Origin of the sequence: Actinopolymorpha cephalotaxi (genome assembly GCF_013408535.1) — a bacterium.
GTDB lineage: Bacteria > Actinomycetota > Actinomycetes > Propionibacteriales > Actinopolymorphaceae > Actinopolymorpha > Actinopolymorpha cephalotaxi.
This window is the reverse complement of record NZ_JACBZA010000001.1, coordinates 913,867-939,423: the sequence shown is the minus strand read 5'-3', so window position 1 is coordinate 939,423 and position 25,557 is coordinate 913,867. Positions and strand designations below refer to the sequence as shown.

14 protein-coding genes and 1 pseudogene are annotated in these 25,557 nt (G+C 72.4%); 9 read left to right on the top strand and 6 right to left on the bottom strand.

Annotation, left to right across the window (positions count from 1 at the left end):
* Positions 1-27 precede the first annotated feature (27 nt).
* Entirely contained in the window at positions 28-606 is a 579-nt protein-coding gene (locus tag FHR37_RS04245) for a GNAT family N-acetyltransferase (protein WP_092887480.1), read from the top strand.
* 34 nt (positions 607-640) lie between these two features.
* Here FHR37_RS04245 and FHR37_RS04240 read toward each other — a convergent pair whose 3' ends face one another.
* Both FHR37_RS04240 and FHR37_RS04235 read right to left on the bottom strand, forming a co-directional pair.
* Positions 641-1,066, bottom strand: a complete 426-nt coding sequence (locus tag FHR37_RS04240) for a hypothetical protein (protein WP_092887477.1) — start codon at positions 1,064-1,066, stop codon at positions 641-643.
* A gap of 10 nt (positions 1,067-1,076) precedes the next feature.
* Positions 1,077-1,436 (bottom strand): hypothetical protein, encoded by a 360-nt coding sequence (locus FHR37_RS04235; protein ID WP_092887474.1) that lies wholly within the window; start codon positions 1,434-1,436, stop codon positions 1,077-1,079.
* Between the two features lie 349 nt (positions 1,437-1,785).
* On the opposite strand from FHR37_RS04235, the gene valS reads away from it, so the two are divergent.
* Positions 1,786-4,458 carry a valine--tRNA ligase gene (gene valS, locus FHR37_RS04230; protein ID WP_378079689.1) on the top strand — a complete coding sequence of 891 codons (2,673 nt, stop codon included), beginning with the start codon at positions 1,786-1,788 and terminating at the stop codon, positions 4,456-4,458.
* 3 nt (positions 4,459-4,461) lie between these two features.
* Here valS and FHR37_RS04225 read toward each other — a convergent pair whose 3' ends face one another.
* Together FHR37_RS04225 and glgP are read right to left on the bottom strand one after the other, a co-directional pair.
* Entirely contained in the window at positions 4,462-5,853 is a 1,392-nt protein-coding gene (locus FHR37_RS04225) for an alpha-amylase family protein (protein WP_092887471.1), read from the bottom strand.
* 49 nt (positions 5,854-5,902) lie between these two features.
* On the bottom strand, positions 5,903-8,506 hold the full coding sequence (glgP, locus tag FHR37_RS04220) for an alpha-glucan family phosphorylase (RefSeq protein ID WP_092887468.1): 2,604 nt from the start codon (positions 8,504-8,506) through the stop codon (positions 5,903-5,905).
* A gap of 287 nt (positions 8,507-8,793) precedes the next feature.
* On the opposite strand from glgP, the gene FHR37_RS04215 reads away from it, so the two are divergent.
* From FHR37_RS04215 to FHR37_RS04185, 7 genes and pseudogenes are all read left to right on the top strand, one after another.
* A complete protein-coding gene (locus FHR37_RS04215) occupies positions 8,794-10,965 on the top strand; it encodes an alpha-1,4-glucan--maltose-1-phosphate maltosyltransferase (RefSeq protein WP_092887465.1) in 2,172 nt (723 codons plus the stop codon).
* Positions 10,962-12,662 (top strand): maltose alpha-D-glucosyltransferase, encoded by a 1,701-nt coding sequence (treS, locus tag FHR37_RS04210; protein ID WP_092887462.1) that lies wholly within the window; start codon positions 10,962-10,964, stop codon positions 12,660-12,662. Before FHR37_RS04215 ends, treS begins: the two co-directional genes overlap by 4 nt.
* 109 nt (positions 12,663-12,771) lie before the next feature.
* On the top strand, positions 12,772-14,184 hold the full coding sequence (locus FHR37_RS04205; protein WP_092887459.1) for a maltokinase N-terminal cap-like domain-containing protein: 1,413 nt from the start codon (positions 12,772-12,774) through the stop codon (positions 14,182-14,184).
* A 278-nt stretch (positions 14,185-14,462) separates the two neighbouring features.
* A pseudogene (gene glgB, locus FHR37_RS04200) lies at positions 14,463-16,663 on the top strand (1,4-alpha-glucan branching protein GlgB).
* 924 nt (positions 16,664-17,587) lie between these two features.
* Complete coding sequence (locus tag FHR37_RS04195) at positions 17,588-20,842, top strand: ATP-binding protein (RefSeq protein ID WP_092887456.1); 3,255 nt, start codon at positions 17,588-17,590, stop codon at positions 20,840-20,842.
* A 33-nt stretch (positions 20,843-20,875) separates the two neighbouring features.
* Positions 20,876-22,183 carry an FAD-dependent monooxygenase gene (locus FHR37_RS04190; protein ID WP_092887453.1) on the top strand — a complete coding sequence of 436 codons (1,308 nt, stop codon included), beginning with the start codon at positions 20,876-20,878 and terminating at the stop codon, positions 22,181-22,183.
* 10 nt (positions 22,184-22,193) lie between these two features.
* Entirely contained in the window at positions 22,194-23,132 is a 939-nt protein-coding gene (locus tag FHR37_RS04185) for an NUDIX hydrolase (protein ID WP_092887450.1), read from the top strand.
* A gap of 19 nt (positions 23,133-23,151) precedes the next feature.
* On the opposite strand, the gene FHR37_RS04180 is transcribed toward FHR37_RS04185, so the two are convergent.
* Both FHR37_RS04180 and FHR37_RS04175 read right to left on the bottom strand, forming a co-directional pair.
* Entirely contained in the window at positions 23,152-24,165 is a 1,014-nt protein-coding gene (locus FHR37_RS04180; protein ID WP_139239132.1) for a hypothetical protein, read from the bottom strand.
* Complete coding sequence (locus FHR37_RS04175) at positions 24,149-25,495, bottom strand: hypothetical protein (RefSeq protein ID WP_139239131.1); 1,347 nt, start codon at positions 25,493-25,495, stop codon at positions 24,149-24,151. Before FHR37_RS04175 ends, FHR37_RS04180 begins: the two co-directional genes overlap by 17 nt.
* Between the last annotated feature and the right edge of the window lie 62 nt (positions 25,496-25,557).

Here is a 25,557-nt window from a genome sequence, read left to right as displayed (position 1 = left end):
GCCGGGCACACTGCCCGGGTGCACCCCATGAACTCCGCCGAGCCCGGCGCCGGCCGCCCGGCCTACGCCCTGCGCGCCGCCACCGCCGAGGACGCCGGCTTCGTCGCCGAGATGACCCTGGAGGCGTTCAACTGGTCACCGGACCGGCCCGCGTTCACCCTCGAGCAGATCTGGGCGGACCCGGCACTGCGGAAGTACGTCGAGGGCTGGCCGGCACCGGGTGAGCAGGGCGTGGTCGCGGTGGCCAGGGCCGAATCCAGGGACGCCGAATCCGGGGACGCCGAGGACGACGCCGGGAGCGGCGGTTCGCCGGGCCGGCCGGTCGGCGCGGCGTGGTGGCGTTACTTCCCCGCCGACGGGCCCGGGTACGGCTTCGTCGCCGAGGACGTGCCCGAGGTGGGCATCGCTGTGGCGCCGGACTGGCGCGGACGCGGACTGGGCCGGGCACTGATCCGGGCGATCGTCGACCAGGCGCGGGCGGCCGGGATTGCCCGGCTCAGCCTGAGCGTCGAACGCGCCAACCACGCCGCCGCGCTCTACGCCGCCGAGGGGTTCGAGGTCGTGGGCGGCGACGAGAACGCCGACACCATGGTCCGGAAGGTCTGAGGCCGCACGCGGATCAGCGCGGATCAGGCGTGGATCAGGCGGGCTCGGCCGCGGCGCGGCCGGTGTGCCTGAGCCAGGCCAGCCCGAGGATCGGCAGCACCAGCGGCACGAACAGATAGCCCCGCCCGAACACCGACCAGACCGTGGCGTCGGGGAAGGCCACCGGGTCGAACAGGCTGAGGAACCCGATTGCCAGCACCCCGGTGAGCTCGACGCCGCACGCGCACCAGGCGACCCTGCGGGCGGTCGGGCCGCCGCGGGCGAGCGCCACGGTGGCCACGACGTACACCACCGCGGAGAACGCCGACAGGACGTACGCCAGCGGGGCCTCGGCGAACTTCGTCAGCATCTGCACCGCCGCCCGCGACGTCGCGGCCACGGCGAACACCGCGTACACCGCGACCAGGACCCGCCCCGGGCCGGAGCGAGTGCTCGCCGGCACCCGTCCCTCCTCAGGCACCGGTCGCTCCTCAGGCACCGGTCCACACCTGCTGCATCCGCAGGACCAGCACTACGACCACCAGGCCGCCGACGCCGAGGACGACGCTGCTCCAGCGGTTGCGTTCGGAGGCCGCCCACAGCACGGCGACCGGCATCACCAGCACCGACACCACGAGGTAGGCGAGAAACGTGCCGAACTCCGCCGGCCGCTCCCCCAGCACGAGCTGGACGATCGCCGTCACGAGCTGGACCAGGGCGAGGAGTTCGACCAGAGCGGCGCCGCCGACCTGGAGTGTGCCGGGCAGCCGGTTGAGCGCCGCGCTCACCAGGGCCAGCACGGCGTACGCCAGGGCCACGACCATCACCGCGACCGCCAGGGGGCCGATCACCGCTGCTCCTCCGTCCGGTCCGATCGCCGTCGCCGGGCCGGAAGGTCCTCCGGGCCGGTCCGCCGGTCAGTCTACGAACAGGCGAGGACATGTCCTACGCCTGGTAGTACAAATGCCGCGCGCGCGGTTGGCTCCCTCGCGTACTATCGGCGGCGATGGCTACGAACGGTCCGTTCCTCCCTCGCGCCCGCTGCCGCGCCCTCGGCGCCCGGGCGCGAGTAACCGTGCGCCGCCAGGGCGCGTAGCAACACCTTCACGCGCATCCTCGCGGCGCGCCTTCGCCGACCGCACACACTTCCGGCGTACGCCACCATCCTCCAGCGGCGCCGCGACTCCAAGGTGAGCCATCGTGACTACCCACGCGACGACCACAACACCCGGATCCACCCGCGCCACCACCGCGCCCGACGCCACACCCGAAGCCGGCACACCCGCGGCCGGTACGTCCGCCATCCCGGACAAGCCGACCCTGGACGGCCTGCACCAGACCTGGGCGCGGCGCTGGCACGAGCAGGGCCTCTACCGCTTCGACCGAACCGCGGAGCGTTCGGAGATCTACGCGATCGACACGCCCCCACCCACCGTGTCCGGCAGCCTGCACGTCGGGCACGTGTTCTCCTACACCCACACCGACCTCATCGCCCGCTTCCAGCGGATGCGCGGCAAGGAGGTCTTCTACCCGATGGGCTGGGACGACAACGGCCTGCCCACCGAGCGCCGGGTGCAGAACTACTTCGGCGTCCGCTGTGATCCCTCGCTCCCGTACGACCCCGGCTTCACCCCGCCGGAGAAGCCGGACCCGAAGCGCCAGGTGCCGGTGAGCCGGCCGAACTTCGTGGAGCTGTGCGAGCGGCTCGTCGAACAGGACGAGGAGGCGTTCGCCACCCTGTGGCGCAAGCTCGGCTTGTCAGTGGACTGGGAGCAGTCCTACACCACCATCGGGCCGGTGGCCCGGACCGCGTCCCAGCGGGCGTTCCTGCGCAACTACGCCCGCGGCGAGGCGTACCTCCAGGAGGCGCCGACCCTGTGGGACGTGACGTTCCAGACCGCGGTCGCCCAGGCGGAGCTGGAGTCCCGGGAGTACCCCGGCCACTACCACCGGATCGCGTTCCACGGCCCGGCCGGACCGGTGTACGTCGAAACCACCCGGCCGGAGCTCCTGCCGGCAGCGGTCGCTCTGATCGCGCACCCCGACGACGAGCGCTACGCCCCGCTGTTCGGGAGCACGGTGACCTCGCCGGTGTTCGGGGTGGAGATCCCGGTGCTGGCGCACGAGGCGGCCGAGCCGGACAAGGGCGCCGGCATCGCGATGTGCTGCACGTTCGGCGACCTGACCGACGTCACGTGGTGGCGTGAGCTACGCCTGCCGGTGCGTACGGTCATCGGCCGCGACGGCCGGCTGCTGCGCGACACCCCGGAGTGGCTGGCGCACGAGCCGGCCTCCTCCGCGTACGCCGAACTCGCCGGGAAGACCACCCACGGTGCCCGACAGGCGACGGTGGCCCTGCTGCGCGAGTCCGGCGACCTCGACGGCGAACCCACGCCCACGCAGCGGATGACGAACTTCTACGAGAAGGGCGACAAGCCGCTGGAGATCGTCTCCACCCGGCAGTGGTACATCCGCAACGGCGGCCGCGACGACGGCCTGCGGGCCGAGCTGCTGGAGGACGGCGCGCGGATCACCTGGGTGCCCACCCACATGCGGCACCGGTACGACAACTGGGTCGGCGGCCTGAACGGCGACTGGCTGATCTCCCGGCAGCGGTTCTTCGGCGTGCCGTTCCCGGCCTGGTATCCCCTCGACGGCGACGGCGAGCCGGACTTCGACCACCCGCTGCTGCCGAGTGAGGCCGAGCTCCCGGTCGACCCGTCCGCGCAGGCGCCGCGAGGGTACGACGAGTCGCGGCGCGGCAGGCCGAACGGCTTCCTCGGCGACCCGGACGTGATGGACACCTGGGCCACCTCCTCGCTGTCCCCGCAGATCGCGGGCGGCTGGGAACGCGACCCGGACCTGTTCGCCCGGGTCTTCCCGATGGACCTGTGCACGCACGCGCACGACATCATCCGCACCTGGCTGTTCTCCCGGATGGTGCGCGCCCACCACGAGCACCAGACCGTGCCGTGGACGCACGCGCTGATCTCCGGCTTCATCGTCGACCCCGACCGCAAGAAGATGAGCAAGTCCAAGGGGAACGCGGTGGTGCCCGAGCAGATCATCGACACCTTCGGCGCGGATGCCGTGCGCTGGCGGGCGGCGATGGCCCGGCCGGGCCTGGACTCGCCGTTCGACGAGACCCAGATGAAGGTCGGCCGGCGCCTCGCGATCAAGATCCTGAACGCCAGCAGGTTCGTGCTCGGCCTGGGCGCGAACGGGAAGTCGAGCGCGGCCGACCCGGGTGCGGTGACGCAGCCGCTCGACCAGGCGATGCTGGCCGCACTCGCCGAGGTGGCCGCCCGCGCCACCAGCGCGTTCGAGGCGTACGACTACACCACCGCGCTGGAGGTCACCGAGCGGTTCTTCTGGACGTTCTGCGACGACTACCTCGAGCTGGTGAAGGACCGCGCCTACCGTGGCGACCCGTCTGTCAAGGCGGCCTTGGCACTGGCCCTGTCGGTGCAGCTGCGGCTGTTCGCGCCGATCATGCCGTTCGTCACCGAGGAGGTGTGGTCGTGGTGGCAGGACGGCTCGATCCACCGGCAGCCGTGGCCGCGCGCCGAGGAGCTGCCGACCGGGGGTGCGAACGCGCGGCTGCTGGCCCTGGTGGGTTCGGCGCTGTCGGCGGTGCGCGGGGAGAAGTCGGCCCGCAGGCTGTCCATGCGTACCGAACTGGACCGGGTGGAGGTGCGCGGCCCGGCCGCCGACCTCGACCTGCTGGCGTCGGCGCGTGCGGACCTCGCCGCCGCCGGCCGGATCCGCACGCTTGACCTCGCACCCGACCCCGCCGCGGACGGTCTGTCGGTGACCGTCGGCATCGACGATGGCAGCGAGGACAGCGACGACAGCAGCGACGCCGGAGACTGAACGTCAGTCGCCGAGCAGGATCGACCAGCCGTGGGCGGGGACCGTCGTGATCGGCGTGTCCTCGCCCCGGCCGGTCGCGGCGGCCGCTGCCGATGCCCTGTCGGAGCCGCCGCCCCGGTCGGTCTCGGCGAGGTGGAAGCCGGTGGCGTCGACCGGGAAGTCGTACGCCTCGTCGTCAAGGTTCAACAGCAGCAGGGTTTCCGTGCCCGCCGCTCCCTCTGCCGCACCACTCGCCGGCCTCGACCGCAGCGCCAACCCGCGGTTGACGACGTGCTCGGTGGTGGTGTGGGCGTGCGTCAACCACGGGTTGCGGCGGCGGAAGGCGAGCAGCCGCCGGTGCAGGTGGTACATCGGCCGGCCGGACGGCGCGAGACCGGCGGGCGTGAGCGGGAACTCGGGGCGGATCGCGTCGTCGCCGCCCTCGCGTTCCTCCTTGGTTCCCTGGAACGCCTGCTCGTCCCCGGCGTAGATGCTCGGCACCCCCGCCACGCACATCAGCACCGCGAGCGCGTGCCCGAGGTGGCGCTGGTCGTCCAGCCGGGTGGCGAGGCGGGTGACGTCGTGGTTGCCGACGAAGGTCTGCGGCAGCTCCGCGGCCGCGAACTCACCGTGCCGGCGCAGCGCCCACTCCAGCTCGAACAGGTTGCGGTCGTTCAGGCTGCTCCAGATCGCCTTCCACAGTTCGTACTGCGTGACCGAGTCGACAGTGCTCTCCGTGGCGAACTCCGCGTAGTCGCCGTGGATCACCTCGGCCAGGAACCACGCTTCGGGGTGCGCGGCGCGGACCGGCGCCAGCACCGTACGCCAGAACGCGGGCGGCACGGCGTAGGCCGCGTCCAGCCGCCAGCCGGAGATCCCGCGGTCCAGCCAGTACGTCAGCACCCGGGTCACGTGGTCGGCGACGGCCGGCTCGGTGTGGTCCAGGGCGACCAGCTGGTGGTGGCCCTCGAACGTCGCGTAGTCGTCCGGCCCGCCGCCGGTACGCCGGAACCACCGGCCGGCCGGTGAGTGCGGGCCCGACCGCTTCGCCTCGGCGAACACCGGGAACGACCGGCCGACGTGGTTGAACACCCCGTCCAGGACGAGCCGCAGCCCGCGCGCCCGGGCGGCGGCCACCAGCCGGTCGAAGTCCGCCTCGTCGCCAAGCCGGGGGTCGATCCGGAAGTGGTCCTCGGTGTCGTAGCCGTGCGTGCCGGAGGCGAAGACCGGACCGAGCAGCAGTCCCGAACACCCCAGGTCGGCGGCATAGTCCAGCCACGCCTCCAGCCGGTCCAGCCTGTGCTGAACCGGCCGGTCCGCACCGTCTCCGGGAACCTCACCAACAGAGGTCTCGGCGCCGACGAAGCCCAGCGGATAGAGGTGCCACAGCACCGCGTCGTCGAGCCAGGTCGGCACCGCTCCCCCGTTCGTACCTCAGGACGTGCCGGCGGTGATCAGGCCGGGGTCAGCGCAGGTCGCCGTTGACCATCGGCGACGCCGCCGGCGGCCAGGCCACCAGGCCGAGTTCGGCCGGCGAGCTGAGGTCGGCGTTCTTCGGCAGGATCCGCACGGTGTAGCCCACCGGGCCGGTCCGGTCGAAGCGCACCTGTCCCTCGTAGCGATAGCGGCCCGCCTCGTAGTCCTCGGCCCGCTCCAGCGACACCATGCTCGGGGTCTGCAGCCGGTCGGCCTCGTCGACCCGGCCGTGCAGGACCTGGATGTCCACGTCGTCGGGTGAGAGCCCGCCCAGGCTGACGAACACCCGCAGCCGCGCGGCTCCGCCCAGCTCGGCGCCCTCGCCGGTGCCGACGGACTCCACGTGGTCGACGTGCACGCCGCCCCAGCCCTCCCGGACCCGCCGCTTCCACGCGGCGAGCTGCCGGGCGCCGTCGAAGGAGGAGTTCATCGCCCGCGAGCTCAGCGCCGCCGGGGCGTAGAGCTTGGTCACGTAGTCGTCGAACATCCGGGTGGCCAGCACCTTCGGCCCGAGCGACTTCAGCGTGTGCCGGACCATCTCCAGCCACCGGCGCGGCAGGCCGTGCTCGTCGCGGTCGTAGAACCGCGCCGCCACCTGGTGCTCGAGCAGGTCGTAGAGCGCGTGCGCCTCGAGGTCGTCGCGCCGGTCGGGGTCGTTCACCCCGTCGGCGGACGGGATCGCCCAGCCGTTCTGGCCGTCGTACCACTCGTCCCACCAGCCGTCGCGGATGGAGACGTTGAGCCCACCGTTGAGGGCCGCCTTCATGCCGGACGTACCGCAGGCCTCGTACGGCCGCAGCGGGTTGTTGAGCCACACGTCGCAGCCGGTGACCAGCGGGTGGGCCAGGCCCATGTCGTAGTCGGGCAGGAACACGATCCGGTGCCGGACCTCGGGGTCGTCGGCGAACCAGACGATCTCCTGGATCAGCCGCTTGCCGCCGTCGTCGGCCGGGTGCGACTTGCCCGCGATGACCAGCTGGATCGGCCGCTCCGGGTCGAGCAGCATCCGCTTGAGGCGGTCCCGGTCCGACAGCATCAGGGTGAGCCGCTTGTACGACGGCACCCGGCGGGCGAACCCGATGGTGAGCACGTCCGGGTCGAGCGCGTCGGCCACCCAGCCCAGCTCGGCCTCGGAGGCGCCGCGGGCGAGCCACGACTCCCGCAGCCGGTCGCGGGCGTAGTCGACCAGCCGGGCGCGCATGGCGGCCTTGGTCTTCCAGATCGCCGACTCCGGAACCTGGTCGACGCCGGCCCAGTCCTCCGCGCCGTCGCGGTCGGTGGGGTCCACCTCGGGGCGGGACACCAGCTCGGTCATCTCCCGGGCCACCCAGGTCCCCGCGTGCACGCCGTTGGTGATCGACGCAATCGGCACCTCGGTCTCGTCGAAGCCCGGCCACAGGCCGGCGAACATGCCGCGGCTCACCACGCCGTGCAGGGCGCTCACGCCGTTGGCGCGCTGGCCGAGCCGGAAGCCCATCACGGCCATGTTGAACAGGCCCGGGTCGCCGCCCTCGTAGTCCTCGGCGCCGAGCGCGAGGATGCGGTCGACCGGGACGCCGTCCGCCTCGTTGTCGCCGCCGAAGTGCTGCTGGACCAGATCCCGGGCGAACCGGTCGATTCCGGCGGGTACGGGGGTGTGGGTGGTGAACACGGTGCCGGCGCGGGTGACCTCCACCGCGGCGTCGAAGTCCAGCCCTCGGTCCTCGACGTACTCCCGGATGCGTTCCAGCCCGAGGAAGCCGGCGTGGCCCTCGTTGGTGTGGAACACCTCGGGCGCGGGAGCGCCGGTGATCCGGCAGTAGGCGCGCAACGCGCGCACGCCGCCGACGCCGAGCAGCATCTCCTGCAGCAGCCGGTGCTCGGTGCCGCCGCCGTAGAGGCGGTCGGTGGTGTCGCGCTCGGCGGGCTCGTTGTCCTCGATGCCGGAGTCGAGCAGCAGCAGCGGCACCCGGCCGACGTGCGCGACCCAGACCTGGGCGACCAGGCGGCGGTCGCCCGGCAGGCCCACGGAGACTCGGGCGGCGGTGCCGTCGGCCTCGCGCAGCAGGCTGAGGGGCATCGCCTGGGGGTCGACGATCGGGTAGCGCTCCTGCTGCCAGCCGTCACCCGACAGTGACTGCTTGAAGTAGCCGTGGCGGTAGAGGAGGCCGACGCCGATCAGCGGGGCGCCGAGGTCGCTGGCCGCCTTCAGGTGGTCACCGGCGAGGATGCCGAGGCCACCGGAGTACTGCGGGAGGACGGCGGTCAGGCCGAACTCCGGCGAGAAGTAGGCGATCTGGCGGGGTACGTCCGATCCCAGCGTCTGGTACCACCGGTCCTGGTGCACGTAGGCGTCCAGGTCGGCGGCGACCGAGCGCAGGTCGGACAGGAAGGTCTCGTCCGAGCCGAGCTCGGTGAGCCGGTCGGTGGCGACCTCGCTGAGGAGCCGCATCGGGTCGTGCCCGGTCGACGCCCACAGTCTGGGGTCGACGGCGGCGAACAGGTCCTGGGTCGGCGGGTGCCAGGACCAGCGGAGGTTCATGGCAAGGTCGCCGAGCGGCGCGAGCGGCTCGGGTAGGACCGGCCGGACAGTGAATCGACGGATGGCACGCACGAGGGCAGAGGCTAACCCAGAGAAGGGTCCGACACGCCGTCGGCATGCCTTCCTGTTGCAGGAAGAGCAAGGTTTTGCAACGTTCCAGGGGGAACCACTCCGTTATGAGCACCCCCGGATCGCATGCCCGCAGGGACCGGCCGGACCACCTGGAAGGTCGACCAGAGGATCGACCGGAAGATCGACGAGGTGGACGCCCGGCCACAAACCCTGATACTGGGGTAGGTAGGTTCACCGATGTGCCTGCGCGCCGACAGAAAACCCGCCGACTCCCTACTCGGAATCCGATGCCTGCCAAGAACGAGCAGCCCAGGACCACGACCGGGACCGCCCCGACCGCCAGTCCGGTGACCGCGGCCACCGACGGCGGCGCCTCCGGCACCCCGAACAGTCCCAGTCCCAGCCCCGCCTCCCCTGCCGCGACCGCGGCGACGTCCACGGTCTTCGACACGGTCGTCGGCCGGATCCCGATCATCAACGTCACCCCCGACGTACGCGCCGGTGGGCGGCTGCCCGCGAAGGCCGTCGCCGGCGAGTCCCTCACGGTCGAGGCGACGGTGTTCCGGGAGGGCCACGACGCCCTCGGGGCCAACGTCGTGACCCGCGGACCCGGTGGCCGCACCCTCGGCTGGACGCCGATGCGGTGCGACGAGCCGGGCACCGACCGATGGTCGGCGCAGATCCGCCCCGACGCCGAGGGCGACTGGACGTACTCCGTGGAGGCGTGGAGCCACCCGGTGGCGACCTGGCGGCACGCCGCCGAGGTCAAGATCGCCGCCGGCGTCGACGTCGAGCTGATGCTGGCCGAGGGCGCGATCGTCCTCGAGCGCGCCGGCGCCAACCTGCCCGGTGAGGAGGCGCACGGCCGCGACCTGCTCCAGGCGGCGGTCCGGGCGCTGCGCGACGACTCGCGCCCGGCCCAGGCCCGTCTCTACGCCGCCACCGCGCCGGACGTCGAGGAGATCCTCGCCGCCCACCCGCTGCGCGACATGGTGACGACCTCGGAGGAGTTCCCGCTGCGGGTCGACCGCGAGCGTGCGCTCTACGGCAGCTGGTACGAGTTCTTCCCCCGGTCCGAGGGCGCCTACTACGACGAGCACCAGGGCCGCTGGGTGTCCGGCACGTTCAAGGCCGCCGCCGACCGGCTGCCCGCGATCGCCGACCTCGGCTTCGACGTGGTGTACCTCCCCCCGATCCACCCGATCGGGCGGGTCAACCGCAAGGGCCCGAACAACACCCTCGACCCCGCGCCCGGCGACCCCGGCTCCCCGTGGGGGATCGGCAGCGACGAGGGCGGGCACGACGCCGTGCACCCCGACCTCGGCACGTTGGAGGACTTCGACGCGTTCGTGGCCCGGGCCAACGAGCTCGGCCTGGAGATCGCCCTCGACCTCGCGCTGCAGGCGGCGCCGGACCACCCCTGGGTGAAGGAACACCCGGAGTGGTTCACCACGCTGGCCGACGGGACGATCGCCTACGCCGAGAACCCGCCGAAGAAGTACCAGGACATCTACCCGATCAACTTCGACAACGACCCCGCCGGGATCTACGCCGAGGTCCTCCGCGTCGTCCGGCACTGGATGAGCCACGGCGTCCGGATCTTCCGGGTGGACAACCCGCACACCAAGCCGGTGCGGTTCTGGGAGTGGCTGCTCGCCGAGGTCCGGCGTACCGACCCCGACGTGCTCTTCCTGTCCGAGGCGTTCACCCGGCCGCCGATGCTGCAGACCCTGGCCAAGGTCGGGTTCCACCAGTCGTACACCTACTTCACGTGGCGCAACACCAAGGAAGAGCTGGAGTCCTACTTCACCGAGCTCAGCCACGAGTCGTCGGACTTCGTACGCCCGAACTTCTTCACCAACACCCAGGACATCCTCACGTCCTTCCTGCAGACCGGCGGGCTGCCGGCGTTCCGGATCCGCGCGGCGCTGGCCGCCACCGGCTCGCCGACCTGGGGCGTCTACTCCGGGTTCGAGCTGGGCGAGCACGTCGCGCTCCGCCCGGGCAGCGAGGAGTACCTCCACTCGGAGAAGTACCAATACCGCCCGCGCGACTGGGCGGCGTACGAGCCGGGCGCCGAACGCGCGGGTGAGTCGATCGCGCCGTACCTCCGGCAACTCAACGAGATCCGCCGCCGGCACCCTGCCCTGCAGCGGCTGCGCAACCTCGCGCTGCACCAGGTGCCCGACCCCAACCTGCTGGTCTTCTCCAAGCGGGACGTGCTCCCCGACGGGCGCGACGACACGGTGATCGTGGTGATCAACATCGACCCGTACGGGCCGCACGACTCGGTGATCACCCTCGACATGCCCGCACTCGGACTGGACTGGCACGACTCGTTCGTGGTCCAGGACGAGTTCACCGGAGACAGTTGGCGATGGGGCCAACACAACTACGTCCGGCTCGACCCGGCGTACCACCCTGCCCACATCCTCACTCTTCAGCGGGGTTCCGCATGACCCAGACCCAGCTACTGCACGAGGGCGGCCTGAGCTCCGAGCCGGAGTGGTACAAGCGCGCCGTCTTCTACGAAGTCCTCATCCGGTCCTTCCACGACTCCTCCGGTGACGGCGTCGGTGACCTCAAGGGCCTGAAGGAGAAGCTCGACTACCTCGAGTGGCTCGGCATCGACGCCCTGTGGCTGCCGCCGTTCTACGTCTCCCCGCTGCGCGACGGCGGCTACGACGTGGCCGACTACACCGCCATCTCCCCCGACGTGGGGGCGCACGAGGACTTCGTCGAGTTCATCGAGGCGGCTCACCAGCGCGGCATCCGGGTGATCGTCGACTTCGTGATGAACCACACCTCCGACCAGCACCCGTGGTTCCAGGCGTCGCGGTCGGACCCGGACGGCCCCTACGGCGACTTCTACGTCTGGGCCGACACCGACGAGGGCTACGCCGACGCGCGGATCATCTTCGTCGACACCGAGACCAGCAACTGGACGTTCGACCCGGTGCGCAAGCAGTACTTCTGGCACCGGTTCTTCTCCCACCAGCCCGACCTGAACTTCGAGAACCCCGCGGTCCAGGAAGCGATCGTCGACGCGCTGCGCTTCTGGCTCGACCTCGGCATCGACGGGTTCCGGCTGGACGCGGTGCCCTACCTGTTCGAGGAGGAGGGCACCAACTGCGAGAACCTCCCCCGCACCCACGAGTTCCTCAAGCGGGTCCGCAAGGAGGTCGACGCCGACTACCCCGACCGGGTGCTGCTGTGCGAGGCCAACCAGTGGCCGGCGGACGTGGTGGAGTACTTCGGCGACCTCGGCAGCGGCGGGGACGAGTGCCACATGGCGTTCCACTTCCCGGTGATGCCGCGCATCTTCATGGCGGTGCGGCGGGAGTCGCGCTACCCGATCTCGGAGATCATGGCGCAGACGCCGAAGATCCCCGACGGGTGCCAGTGGGGCATCTTCCTGCGCAACCACGACGAGTTGACGCTGGAGATGGTCACCGACGAGGACCGCGACTACATGTGGGGCGAGTACGCCAAGGACCCCCGCATGAAGGCCAACATCGGCATCCGCCGGCGGCTGGCCCCGCTGCTGGAGAACGACACCAACCAGATGGAGCTGTTCACCGCGCTCCTGCTGTCCCTGCCCGGCTCGCCGATCATCTACTACGGCGACGAGATCGGCATGGGCGACAACATCTGGCTCGGTGACCGCGACGGCGTACGCACCCCGATGCAGTGGACGCCGGACCGCAACGCGGGCTTCTCCAACTGCGATCCCGGCCGGCTGGCGCTGCCGGTGATCATGGACTCGATCTACGGGTTCCAGGCGGTCAACGTCGAGTCGCAGCTGTCCAACGCGTCGTCCCTGCTGCACTGGGTACGCCGGATGATCCACGTCCGCAAGCAGAACCCCGCGTTCGGCTCGGGCAGCTTCACCGACCTCGGCGGCAGCAACCCCAGCGTGCTGTCCTTCGTCCGCGAGTTCGGCGACGACGTCGTACTCTGCGTCAACAACCTGTCCAGGTTCCCCCAGCCGGTCGAGCTCGACCTGCGCCGGTGGGAGGGTGCCGAGCCGATCGAGCTGCTGGGAGGGGTGCGGTTCCCGAAGATCGGCGAGCTGCCGTACCTCCTCACTCTCGGCGGCCACGGGTTCTACTGGTTCCTCCTCCCGAAGTTGGGTGGGGAGGAGGCCACGGGGTGAACCCGTCCGGTGGGGCCGGTCCGTCAGTGCGCTCAGCACGGTCAGCGCGGTGCGGGCTCGCGGGGGTGTGCGTTCCCCGTGAGCCCGGCCACCTAGTGAACGAAAGGCGATGATGGTGAAAGCCACTCAGACCACCGGCCTGCACGACTTCCTGGAACGGCAGCGGTGGTTCGCGGGCAAGGGCCGGGAGTTCACGGTCGAGTCCGTCCACCCACTGAGTTGGCTGTCCGAGCGCGGCGCCTGGCCCGCGGTGCGGGTGGTGCTGGTGTCCGTGCGGTACGCCGACGCCGACAACGCCGCCCCCGACGTCTACCAGGTCCCGCTCAGCTACTACCCCGAGCCCGCCGACCACCTCGGCCACGCCGCGGTGTCGGAATGGACCGAGGACGAGCTGTCCTCCGAACCCGTCTGGGTGTACGACGCGCCGCACGACAAGGCGGCCATGTCGCTGCTTCTCGGCGGGCTGCTGGGCGAGGTGGCGCGCACCGACCTCGCGTTCCACCGCATCGGCGAGCTCGACGTGCCCGCCGACGAACCCTCGCTGGTGCTGACCGGCGAGCAGAGCAACACCTCGCTGGTGTACGGCGAGGACGTTCTGCTCAAGCTCTTCCGCCGCGTGCACCACGGCCGCAACGCCGACATCGAGGTGCACGAGGCGTTCGCCCGCAACGACTGCGACAACGTGGCCCGGCTGTTCGGCTGGATGGACGCGGAGTGGCCCGACGCCGACGGCAAGACCGGCCGCGGCGACCTCGGCATGTTCAGCACCTTCTTCCGTACCGCCACCGACGGCTGGGAGCTCGCCATCGCCAGCGTGCGCGACCTCTACGCCGAGGCCGACCTGCACGCCGACGAGGTGGGCGGCGACTTCGCCGGCGAGTCGCACCGCCTGGGCGCCACCGTCGCGCAGGTGCACGCCGACCTGGCCCGGTACCTCCCGACCGGCGAGTGGGGCCGGGAGGAGCTGGCGGGACTGGCGGCGGCGATGCGGTCCCGGCTGGACGACGCGGTGTCGATCGTGCCCGCGCTGGGCGAGTACGCCGACCGGCTGCGCGGCGCCTACGACGACCTCGCCCGCACCGAAGCGCCGGTGCCCGTCCAGCAGGTGCACGGCGACCTGCACCTCGGCCAGGTGATGCGCACCGTCCTCGGCTGGCGGGTCATCGACTTCGAGGGCGAGCCCAACCGGCCGTGGGAGGAGCGCAACCTGCTGGACTCCCCCGTCCGCGACGTCGCCGGCATGCTGCGTTCGTTCGACTATGCCGCGCAGCACCTGCTCGCCGACCACAGCCGGGCAGACGAGCACCAGCTGAGCTACCGCGCGGCGGAGTGGGCCGAGCGCAACCGGACCGCGTTCTGCGAGGGGTACGGCGAGGTCGCCGGCACCGACCCGAACGAACACGCCGTGCTGCTGCGTGCGTACGAAACCGACAAGGCGGTGTACGAGGTCGTCTACGAGACGCGGAGCCGGCCCGACTGGGTGAGCATTCCGCTGACCGCGATCCAGCGCCTCGCCGGCTGACCGGGCCGGTTGCGGGCGCGGGTCCCGGGTACGACCCGCACACGAACGGAACACCCACCACGAAGCCAGCCGAAAGCCAGACCAAGCCAGACGAAGAAGGTGTCCCCCGGATGTCCGACCACCGCACCACTCCCGAACCGTCGAACGGTTCCACGTCGAAGCGGTCGAAGGGCGTCGGCACCACCCGCCCACGGTCCGGAGCCGCGGAGCAGGCCGGCACGGAGCAGACCGGCACGCCCCGCCCGACCGGCGAGCCGCCGAAGGTCGACCCGGCCGAGATCGACCGGCTGGTCGACGGTGACCACCACGCGCCGCACACGATCCTCGGGCCGCACGTGCACGAGGGTGAGGTGACCCTGCGGGTGCTGCGCCCGATGGCCGAGCGGGTGTCCGCCCGCGTCGGTGACCAGCGGGTCGAACTGGAGCACGAGCACAACGGCGTGTGGGTGGGAACGCTGCCCGGTTCGGAGGTGCCCGACTACCGGCTGGAGGTCGGCTACCCACACGGGGTGACGGTTCCCGCCGACGACCCGTACCGCTTCCTGCCCACGCTGGGCGACGTCGACCTGCACCTCATCGGTGAGGGCCGGCACGAGAACCTCTGGCAGGTGCTCGGCGCGCACGTGCGCAGCTACGAGACCCCGAACGGAACGGTCACCGGCACGTCGTTCGCGGTGTGGGCGCCGAACGCCCGCGGCGTGCGCGTCGTCGGCGACTCAACGGCTGGGACGGCCGGCCGCACCCGATGCGCTCACTCGGCAGCAGCGGCGTGTGGGAGCTGTTCGTCCCCGACGTCGGCGACGGCACCGTCTACCGCTACGAGATCCTCGGCCGCGACGGTGTGCGCCGGCAGAAGTCCGACCCGATGGCCTTCCACACCGAGGTGCCGCCGGCGAACGCGTCGGTGGTGCACACCTCCCGGTACGACTGGGGCGACGAGGAGTGGCTGGCCCGGCGGGCCGCCACCAAGCAGTACGCCGCGCCGATGAGCACCTACGAGGTACACCTCGGGTCGTGGAAGCGCGGCCGCGGCTACCGCGAGCTGGCCGACGAGCTGGTCGCCTACGTCGTGGAGATGGGCTTCACCCACGTCGAGCTGCTGCCGGTGATGGAGCACCCGTTCGGCGGGTCCTGGGGTTACCAGGTGTCGTCGTACTTCGCGCCGACCGCCCGGATGGGCGACCCCGACGGCTTCCGCGCCCTGGTCGACGCGCTGCACCGGGCCGGCATCGGCGTGATCCTGGACTGGGTGCCGGCGCACTTCCCGAAGGACGACTGGGCGCTGGCACGCTTCGACGGCACCCCGCTTTACGAGCACGCCGACCCCCGCCGGGGCGAGCACCCCGACTGGGGAACGCTGATCTTCGACTTCGGCCGGCGGGAGGTGCGCAACTTCCTGGTGGCGAACGCGCTGTTCTGGCTGGAGGAGTTCCACCTCGACGGCCTGCGGGTGGACGCGGTCGCCTCGATGCTCTACCTCGACTACTCCCGCGAGGAGGGCCAGTGGACGCCGAACGAGTACGGCGGCCGGGAGAACCTCGAGGCGGTGAGCTTCCTGCAGGAGGTCAACTCCGCCTGCTACCGCCGCGTCCCGGGAATCACCACGATCGCGGAGGAGTCCACGTCCTGGCCCGGGGTCACCCGGCCGGTCCACCTCGGCGGCCTGGGCTTCGGCTTCAAGTGGAACATGGGCTGGATGCACGACTCGCTGGACTACCTCTCCCGCGAGCCGGTCTACCGTTCCTTCCACCACCACCAGATGACGTTCTCGCTGGTCTACTCCCACTCGGAGAACTTCGTCCTGCCGCTGTCGCACGACGAGGTGGTGCACGGCAAGGGCTCCCTGATCAACAAGATGCCGGGTGACCGCTGGCAGCAGCTGGCGAACCTCCGCGCCTACCTCGCGTTCATGTGGGCGCACCCGGGCAAGCAGCTGCTGTTCATGGGCTGCGAGTTCGCGCAGCCACAGGAGTGGGCGGAGTCGCGCGAGCTGGAGTGGGGACTGCTGGATCTCCCCGAGCACGAGGGGATGCGGTCGCTGGTCCGCGACCTGAACGCGGTGTACGCGAACGCGCCGGAGCTGTACGCCACCGACCACCTGCCCGAGGCGTTCTCCTGGATCGACGCCAACGACGCGGTGAACAACGTGTTCAGCTTCCTGCGATACGGCCCCGGGGGCAGCGTGCTGGCCTGCGTCGCCAACTTCGCCGGCGTACCCCACCACAACTACCGGCTCGGCCTGCCGGCCGCGGGCAGGTGGCGGGAGATCGTCAACACCGACGCCCAGACCTACACCGGCTCCGGTGTCGGCAACCTCGGCGCGGTGGAGGCGCTCCCGGTCACCTGGCACGGACAGCCCGCGTCGGCGACGCTGACCCTGCCGCCGCTCGGCACCCTGTGGCTGCGGTTCGACCCCGAGGTCGAGCGGTCGTCCGGGGGCGGGCAGCCGGCGGAGAAACGTTCCGCGAACACCTGGTGAACGCCTGACGCGGGCGACGAAGCCCGGACAGCAAACGAACCGGCCCCCGGCGAAGTGATCGCCGGGGGCCGGTGCTCGTTGTGCCGCGAAGATCCGGTGGAGCTGATGGATCCCGGTGAATCTGGTGGATCCCGTTGGATCCGCGGCGTAGGTCTTGGGACTACAGGACGCTCAGGTCGGCGGGCGGCTGGTCATCAGGTGCGCTGATGCTGCCGGCGCCGAGCCGGAGGGGGCGCTTGCCGGTCAGCAGATCTCGGCGCCGGGACGCGGCGCGTCGAGCCGGTCGGCAAGCCGACCGAGCCGAACGCCGGTGCCGCGAAGCGACCGGACTACCCAACGGTTCTTCGGGGCGGTGACCGGAACCCGGGTCCGCCGAGCGAGCCGCTCGTTGTAGTCATCGGCGTAATTACCAATGGCAGGCCACATCTTGTTCTTGTCTCCAAAGCAGTTGCTTGCGGTTGGCCGAGATGAGGTGTCCCCCACGACCAGTCGTGTCGGGCTCGCAGGCGTCTTCGTTGACTCCCCCGATGGCGACCACCGACGTTCCTCAGCACACGCGTACCTGGTCACCACCTCGATGGTGACAGGGCAATGTGGCGCTGAGGTTTCCCCGATGCTTCGACTGGATGCACTCTCTTGCCGAGTGCACCTCTCGACTCACGTGTGCTCCAACGCCGGGGTCCGGCGGGGCATTCCCGAGCGGCGTCGATGTGGTCGTCGCCACACCTGCGGCCCGGTCTTGCGAACCAAGCCTAGTAGGTGGGCGTCGGCCGGCTCTTGGCCACCCTCGGTGTTGCCCGGCAAGGCTTCCACAGCATCCGGACCGCGTCGACGGGTTTTCTGCGTGTGACTGTCAACCTGGCCTTGCGCCGCAGCCGGACCGGTGGGCCGGTGGGCCGGTGGGCCGGTGCGAGGATGCGGACCATGCGGTTCGGCATCCTCGGCCCCACCCGGGCCTGGCGCGACGACGGCTCCGAGGTCTCCCTCGGCGGCCCGGTCCGCCGAGCCCTGCTGACCCTGCTGCTCGCCCGGGCCGGTGAGGTGGTCCCGGCGGACCGGCTGGTCGACGATCTCTACGGCGACCGGCCACCGGCCGGAGCCGGGCACGCCCTGCAGTCCCAGGTGTCCCGGCTGCGCCAGGCGCTGCGCCCCGAGGTCGCGGTCGAGGGAACAGCGACCGGCTACCGGCTGGCCGTACTCCCCAACGCGGTCGACGTGGCCGAGTTCGAACGGCTCGCCGGAGAGGGTCGGGCCGCCCTCGCCGCGGGCCGCCCGCGCCAGGCGGCCGAGGTGCTGCGCGCCGCGCTGGACCTGTGGCGGGGAGAGCCACTCGCCGACGCCGCCGAGGCGGAGTCGGTCCGAGGCGACGTCGTACGCCTGACCGAGGGTCATCTCGGCGCGCTGGAGGACCTGATCGAGGCGGACCTGGCGCTGGGCGGGCAACGGGCCGTCGTACCCCGGCTTCGGGACCTCGTGGGCCGGCATCCCCTGCGCGAACGCCTGCACCTGCTGCTGGTCCGTGCGTTGCGCGGGGACGGGCGGCAGGCGGAGGCACTGGCGGCGTACGAGGACGTCCGGCGGCTGCTGGCCGACGAACTGGGCACCGACCCGGGTCCGGACCTCACCGCGCTGCACCGTGACCTGCTGCGTGGCGAGGCGGGTCCGCGACCGTCGCCGCTGCCGGCCCAGCTCACCAGCTTCGTCGGCCGCGACGAGGACGTCGAGCGGGTCGAAGCGCTGCTCGGCTCCGGGCGGCTGGTCACGCTGGTCGGCCCCGGCGGCGTGGGCAAGACCAGGTTGGCGGTGGAGGTGGCGGGACGTCACCAGGAGGTGTGCCTGGTGGAGCTGGCCCCGCTGCGTACGGCGGACGGGCTCGCCCACGCCGTGCTCGCCGCGGCCGGCCTGCGGGAGGGCGGTCTCTTCGCCCGGGCCGCGGACGCCGACCCGGCCGACCGGCTGGTGGCGGCGCTGGCCGACCGGCCGCTGCTGCTGGTCCTGGACAACTGCGAGCACCTCGTCGAGCCGGTCGCGGCGTTCGCCCACCAGCTGCTGTCGGCCGTTCCGGCCCTGCGGGTCCTCGCCACCAGCCGCGAGCCGCTCGGCATCACCGGTGAGCAGCTGTGGCCGGTACGCGGACTGGCGGCGCCGGCCGCGGACCGGCTGTTCGCCGACCGGGCCGCCGCCGTGCGGCCCGACTTCGTTCCAGGACGGGCGAACGAGGACGTCGTACGCCGGATCTGCGCGAGCCTCGACGGGCTCCCCCTGGCGATCGAGCTGGCCGCGGCACGGTTGCGGACGCTCGACGTCGCCGACCTGGCCGACCGGCTGGACGCGAGCGTGAACGCCGGCGTGGGCGGCACGGTGAGCGACGGGGTGAGCGGCACACGGGACGAGCAGGTGGGCGATCGCTTCGCGGTGCTGTCCCGCGGCAGCCGGACCGCCGACGCCCGCCACCGGACGCTGCGTGCGGTCGTGGCCTGGAGCTTCGACCTGCTCACCCCGGCCGAGCAGGCGATGGCCCGCAGGCTCAGTGTCTTCGCCGGCGGCGCGACCGCCGCGTCGGCCGCGCACGTGTGCGGGTGGGGCGTGGCCGCCGCGGAGGAGCTGCTGGACTCCCTTGCCGACAAGTCGCTGGTCGAGGTCGAGCAGGGCCGCTACCGGATGCTCGCCACGATCGCGGCGTACGGCGCGGAACGCCTCGCGGCCGCCGGCGAAACCCAGGGCTGCGTCCGGGCGCACGCCGACCACTTCCTGAGCCTGGCCGCCACTGCCGACCCGCACCTTCGCCGGGCCGAGCAGCTGACCTGGCTGGGCCGGCTGGACGCGGAGCTGGACAACCTCCTGGCGGCGTTGCGGCGTACGGTCGAGGCCGGTGACGCCGAGCGGGCAGCCGGGTTGTTCGCGGCGACGGCGCCGTACCTGTGGATGCGGGGGCTGCGCGGCGCGGTCGCCGGCCCGGCGGTCGCGCTCCTCGACCTGCTGGGTTCGGACCCGCCGGCCGGCACCGAGGACGGCTACCTCCTCGCCGCGCTCACCGCGGCCGCCGACCGGGCCGGCCGTCCGGCCTGGGAGCGGCACCGGGCGACCGCCGAGTCGCTGGTCACTGCCACGCCGCGGCACCACCCCACGATCACCTTCCTGTGGCCGATGATCAACGCGGTCGCGACCGACGCCCGGATCGTGCTCGCGGTGCTCCGGTCCGGGCTGGACAGCCCGGACCCGTGGGAGCGAGCCGTCGCCCGGGTCATCTGGGGTTACCCGCTGCTGGCCGCCGGTGACCTCGACTCGGCCGGCCGGGAGTTCTCCGCCGCCGCCGACGGCTTCGGGGCACTCGGCGACCGGTGGGGTACGGCGTTCGCCCTGGACGCCCTCGCCGGCCGGGCCGACCTGAGCGGCGACCATGCCCGGGCGCTCGCGCTCACCGACGAGGCGCTCGCCCTCACCGAACAACTGGACGCCGCCGAGGACATCGCCGACCTCCTCTGCAACCGGGGCGACTACCGGCTGCGGGCCGCCGGGCCCGCCGCCGGCGAGGCGGCCCGGGCCGACTACGAACGCGCCGCCGCCGTCGCCGGTCGCGTCGGCAGCCGCACCTACACCGCGGGTGCGCTGCGCGGTCTCGGCGACGTCGCACGACTCGCGGGGAACCTCGACGAGGCGGCCCGGTGCTACCACCAGGCGCTGGACCGCCTCGACCCGCACTGGGTGAAGAGCAGCGGGCACCGGACCCGGGCCCTGGTCGGCCTGGGCCGGATTGCTCAGGAACGCGGCGACCTCACCACCGCACGTGCCCGGGTGAGCGCGGCGGCCGCGGCCGCGGTGTCCTGGGGGCCACTGACCGACTGCGCCCTTGCCGTCGAGGCGCTCGCCGGGATCGCTCTGGCGGACGCGGATCCGGCCGCCGCGGTCCGGCTGCTGGCGGCGGCCGGCGGCCTGCGGGGTGGCGACGTTCCCGACGCTCCGGACGTCGCCCGGATCCGGGCCGATGCCCGGACGGCGCTCGGCGAGGACGCCTACGCCGCCGCACACGCCGCCGGCACCGGGCTGTCCCAGGCGGCCGCCTGCCGGCTGGCGGGCGTACCGGAGGAGGTACTGGCGTCCTCCCCTCGCGACCTCGCCGAACCGCTCACCGGGCGGCCGCTCACCGGGCCGGCGGACGGCGGTGAGCGTTCGGTGTGAGCGCGGTGAGCGGGCCCGGCCACTGTCCTGCCCATGACGAACGAACAGCAGCCCCAGCACCGCCGGACCATCCCAACCGTCCAGACCACCCCGACCCGGAAGACCCCGAAGACCGAGAACCGCACAGTCCTGATCTCCGGCGCCGGGATCGCCGGACCCGCGCTGGCCTACTGGCTGCGGAAGTACGGCTTCCGCCCGACGATCGTCGAGCGCGCGCCCGCCCTGCGCGAGGGCGGGTACGCGGTCGACTTCCGGGGCGAGGCGCACCTGTCCGTCCTGGAGCGGATGGGCATCCTGGCCGGCGTCCGGGCCGCGCAGACACACATGGGCGCCATGGCGTACGTCAACAGTGCGGGGCGGGAGGTGTCCCGGATGCCCGCGGACGTGTTCTCCGGCGACCTGGAGATCCTCCGCGGCGACCTCGGCCGGATCCTCCACGACGCCACCAAGGAGCGGACCGAGTACGTCTTCGGCGACTCGATCGCGGCCCTGGCCGAGGACGCCGACGGTGTGACGGTGTCGTTCGAGCGGGGCGAACCCCGGCGGTTCGACCTGGTGGTCGGCGCGGACGGCGTGCACTCCACCGTGCGGTCGCTGGCGTTCGGGCCGGAGGATGCCTACGTCCACCCGACCGGGCTGTACTCCGCGATCTTCACCACGCCGAACCACCTCGGCCTCGACCATGCCGGCCGGGCCTACCTCACCCCCGGCAGGCTCGTCGCCGTCTACAGCGCACGGAACAACACCGAGGCCAAGGCGGTGTTCTACTTCGCCGCGCCGGACGCGCCGGGCCACGACCGTCACGACCGGGCCGAACAGCAGCGGATCGTCTCCCGGGCCTACGCCGGCAACGGGTGGGAGACCGAACGCCTGCTGGCCGCGATGCCGTCCGCGGCCGACTTCTGGTTCGACTCGATCAGTGCCGTACGGATGGACTCCTGGAGCCGCGGCCGGGTGGCGCTGCTCGGTGACGCGGCCTGGTGCCCGACACCGCTGTCCGGGATGGGGACCGGACTGGCTGTCGTCGGCGCGTACGTGCTGGCCGGCGAACTCGCCGCGGCCGACGGCGACCACCTGGTGGCGTTCGCGCGGTACCAGGAGGTGATGGACGAATACGTACGCGGGTGCGCCAAGCAGGCCGACGGCGTGGCCAACTGGATGGTGCCGGGCAACCGCTTCATGGCGTGGTTCGTGCACCAGAACTACCGACTGCTCCCGTACGTGCCGTGGAAGGGCCGGATCGCGGCGTCCATCCGCCGGACGGCGAACGCGATCGACCTGGCCGACTACGGTCCCCGCGGCAGCGCGCTGGCGGAGAGGGACGGCCCGGGCGGGCGGTAGCCTGCCCAGCGTGACCTCCTCAGCACCCACGCCCGATCCTGGCGAGCCCGCCGGACCGCTCACCGACGGCCTGGTGACCCTGCGCCCCACCGCGTCGGCCGATTCGTACCACTTCGCCGTCGTCACCGACGAGCGCGAGGTCGGCCACGTCGAGCTCCGCGACCTCGGTGGTGCGGTGGGCGAACTCACCTGGGGCATCGAGGAGGCAGACCGTCGGCAGGGGTACGCCACCCGCGCGGTCCGGCTGGTCACCGTGCACGCCCTGCGGACCCTCGGTCTGCACCGGGTCCAGGCCGAGGTCGCGGCGCACGACCGGGCGTCGCTGCGGATCGCCGCCCGGGCCGGGCTGCGCCGGGAGGGGCTGCTGCGCGCGCACCGTACGGCAGAGGGGGAACGACACGACGTCGTGGTGCTGGCCCGGCTGACCGGCGACCCCGAACCCGACACCCACGAAGGGTTCATCGGCCTCGTCAACTCCAGCTTGCCGCGGACCCGGCTGATCGCGCACGTGGTGATCCGCGACCCGCAGCAGCGGATCCTGCTCGCACAGGTGACGTACAAGCCCGACTGGGAGCTGCCCGGGGGCGTGGTCGAGCCGTTCGAGTCCCCGCGCGAGGGCGCTGCCCGGGAGACGTGGGAGGAGGTCGGCATCGAGCTTCCGATCGGGAAGCTGCTCAGCGTCGACTGGCTTCCGCCGTGGCGGGGATGGGACGACGCGGTAGAACTGCTGTTCGACGGCGGGATCCACGAGCCGGAGGCGCTGCTCTCGACGTTCACGCTGGCGCCGCACGAGATCAGGCAGGTGGAGTTCTGCACCCTCGACCAGGTGCGTGAGCGCTGCCTGCCCGGGACGTACCGCCGGCTGGCCGCCGTGCTGGGTGCGCCGGAGGGCGCGGTGCTCTACCTCGAACGCGGCGTCACCCCCGGCTCCCCCGAACCCCTGGTCTGAGGAAGCCGGCCGGATCGGTCTACTTCGTCTGCACCGACGCGAGCCCGCGGTCGACACCGAGCAGGCGCACCTTCCCGTCGCCCTTGCCCCTGGCGGGAACCCGCGCGACGACCTGCCACACCCACGTCGCCCGGACGAGGGCCTGCCCGGTCCGGTGCTCGGTGAAGGCGGCGATCGGGTCCGCCTTGTCGAACTCCAGGGTGGCCGGCGGCCGGGCCTGGAAGTTCTCGATCTCGTTCAGGGTGAACAGCTCCAGCGCGCCCCCGTCGGCGGTGGCCAGGGCGCGTACCGACGTCACCTCGTACCGGTGGCGGTAGACGAACGCCTTGGACTGCGCGTTGCGCGCGGCCGCCTGCTGTGCGCGGTCGGTCTGCGGATGCGGCACGAACGCCCAGGCCTGCGGCGACTTCGGGCCGCCGGCCAGCAGCAGGGCGTAGGCGCTCGCGGTCTTGTCCGCCGGCCGGATCAGCGTGCCGGCGGCAGCGGGCGGCAGTACGACCGGCGTACCTGCGGGGCCGGCGAGGGCGGGCAGCTGGACACCCTGGTCCAGGACCACCGACTGCGCGGCCTTCCACGTCGACCCGGCCCTCGGCCGGGACATCATGTCGACCACCTTCCGGGCACCGTCGGTGGAAACGGCAAGGAACCACACCGGGTAGCCGGAGAACCTCGGCAGCCGGACCACCGTGCCGGACCGCTTCGGCGAGGTGGGTGCCGACGTGCCCTCGGAATCCAGCCCGCGGGCGACCCGCAGAGCGCCCTGCCTGGCCCGCAGCAACGGTCCGGACTCCACCGACCTGAGCAGGTCCGCGTTGCCGGTGCGGAGCGCCTTCGCCTCGAGCCGGTCGTACTGGCGTACGACCCCCTGCGTGTCCTCCGCGCTGATCGGGGCCCACGCGGGTGCGGCCCCGGTCTTCTCCTTCGGCATCGTCACGCAGCCGGACGCGGTGGCGGCGACCACGGACGTCAGCGCGGCCAGCATCAGGACCGCCCGGCGCCGCCGGTTCGGCCGGCGCCTACCGGCGCTGGTCATCGCCGTCTCCGGTCCCACGGCTGTCCCCGCTGTCTCCGGTGGTTCTGGAGTTTCCGGTGGTCCTGGTGTCCCTGAGCTCATGGCCGTCCCCGGTGTCCCGCCTGCGCTGGCCGTCTCGGTTGTTCTCGTTCTGGGGGTCCGGACGTGGGGTGTCCGGCCGGCTGGGCCGGCCGTCGTGCAGCCGGTCCGGCCGGCCCGAGGTGCTGCCCGGTGAGGTCGGTGGGGGCGCCGGCTGCGCGGGCCGGCGGGTGCCACCGGGCCGCCAGGGCAGGGCCGGCGAGACAGGGCCGGACGTGGTGCCCTTTCCGGAGGACTCCCAGCCGGGGCGGGTACGGCGCGGAGCGGGCGAACCAGGCGGCGGTCCCGCCGGGACGCGGCGACCGTCACTCCCGTGCTCTCCGGACGGGTCGGGGTCGGTCGGCGCCTGGTCGGCCGGATCCTGGTAGGCCAAATCCTGGTCGTCCGGCTCCCGGTCCGGTGCTGGCTCGTCGGCCGAGCCGGGCGGCTGCGGCTCGGCGCCGTCGCCGTCCCTCGCACCGGACGAGTCGAGCCAGCTCGGCCGCTCGTCGACCGGGCGTTCCGCCGACGGCCCGGCGGCCCAGTACTCGTTCTCCTCCCAGGCCTCCCTGCCCTCCCACAGCAGGTCCTCGTCGTCCTCACGCCGCCGCCGGCGTGGGCGGGCCTGCCCACGCCCGCCGCGCCGCACCCGGGGCAGCCGATCCCACAAGAGCACGACCGCGGCCACGACGAGCAGGACCAGTCCGGCGACGAACACCACGACCGCGAGCCGGTTCGCGCCGGGGAACTGCACCGCGGCGGAGACCCGGACGTCCACGCCGGGCCGGCCGTCGGCGTTCATCACCACGATGTCGTACGGTCCGTCGGCCAGGCGCCACGACAACGTGCGGGCACCGGGACCGGACTCCTCGGCGACCCACCAGCCGAGCCGGCCAGGGGGTACGCGGCGGTTGGCCGCGCCGGAGACCGGACTGGTGCGCATGGTCGAGGGGAAGCCGAACTCCACCACCCGGGCGCTCGCGGACCCTGCGAGGTAGCTCGCCACGTCGATGTGGTTGCCGACGCCGACGAACACCTGCTGCCCGCGCCGCGACGGCTCGGCGGTGACCACCAGCCGGGCGTCGTAGTGGCGGATGAGGCTGGGCGCCGTGGCGATCGCCACGCCGTCGGTGGTGAGGCGGTGGGTGCCGGCGGTCAGCATGTCGCCGGGGCCGATCAGGGCGAACGCCGCGACCCCGCCCGCGACGGCACCGAGAAGTCCCAGGAGCCCGGCAAGGACACCTGTCACCGCCCGCACCACGCGCATGCTCACCCGCCGACCCCCGCGAACCATTGACACAGACCCTTGGGGGCGGGTCTCGAAGTGGCCACCCC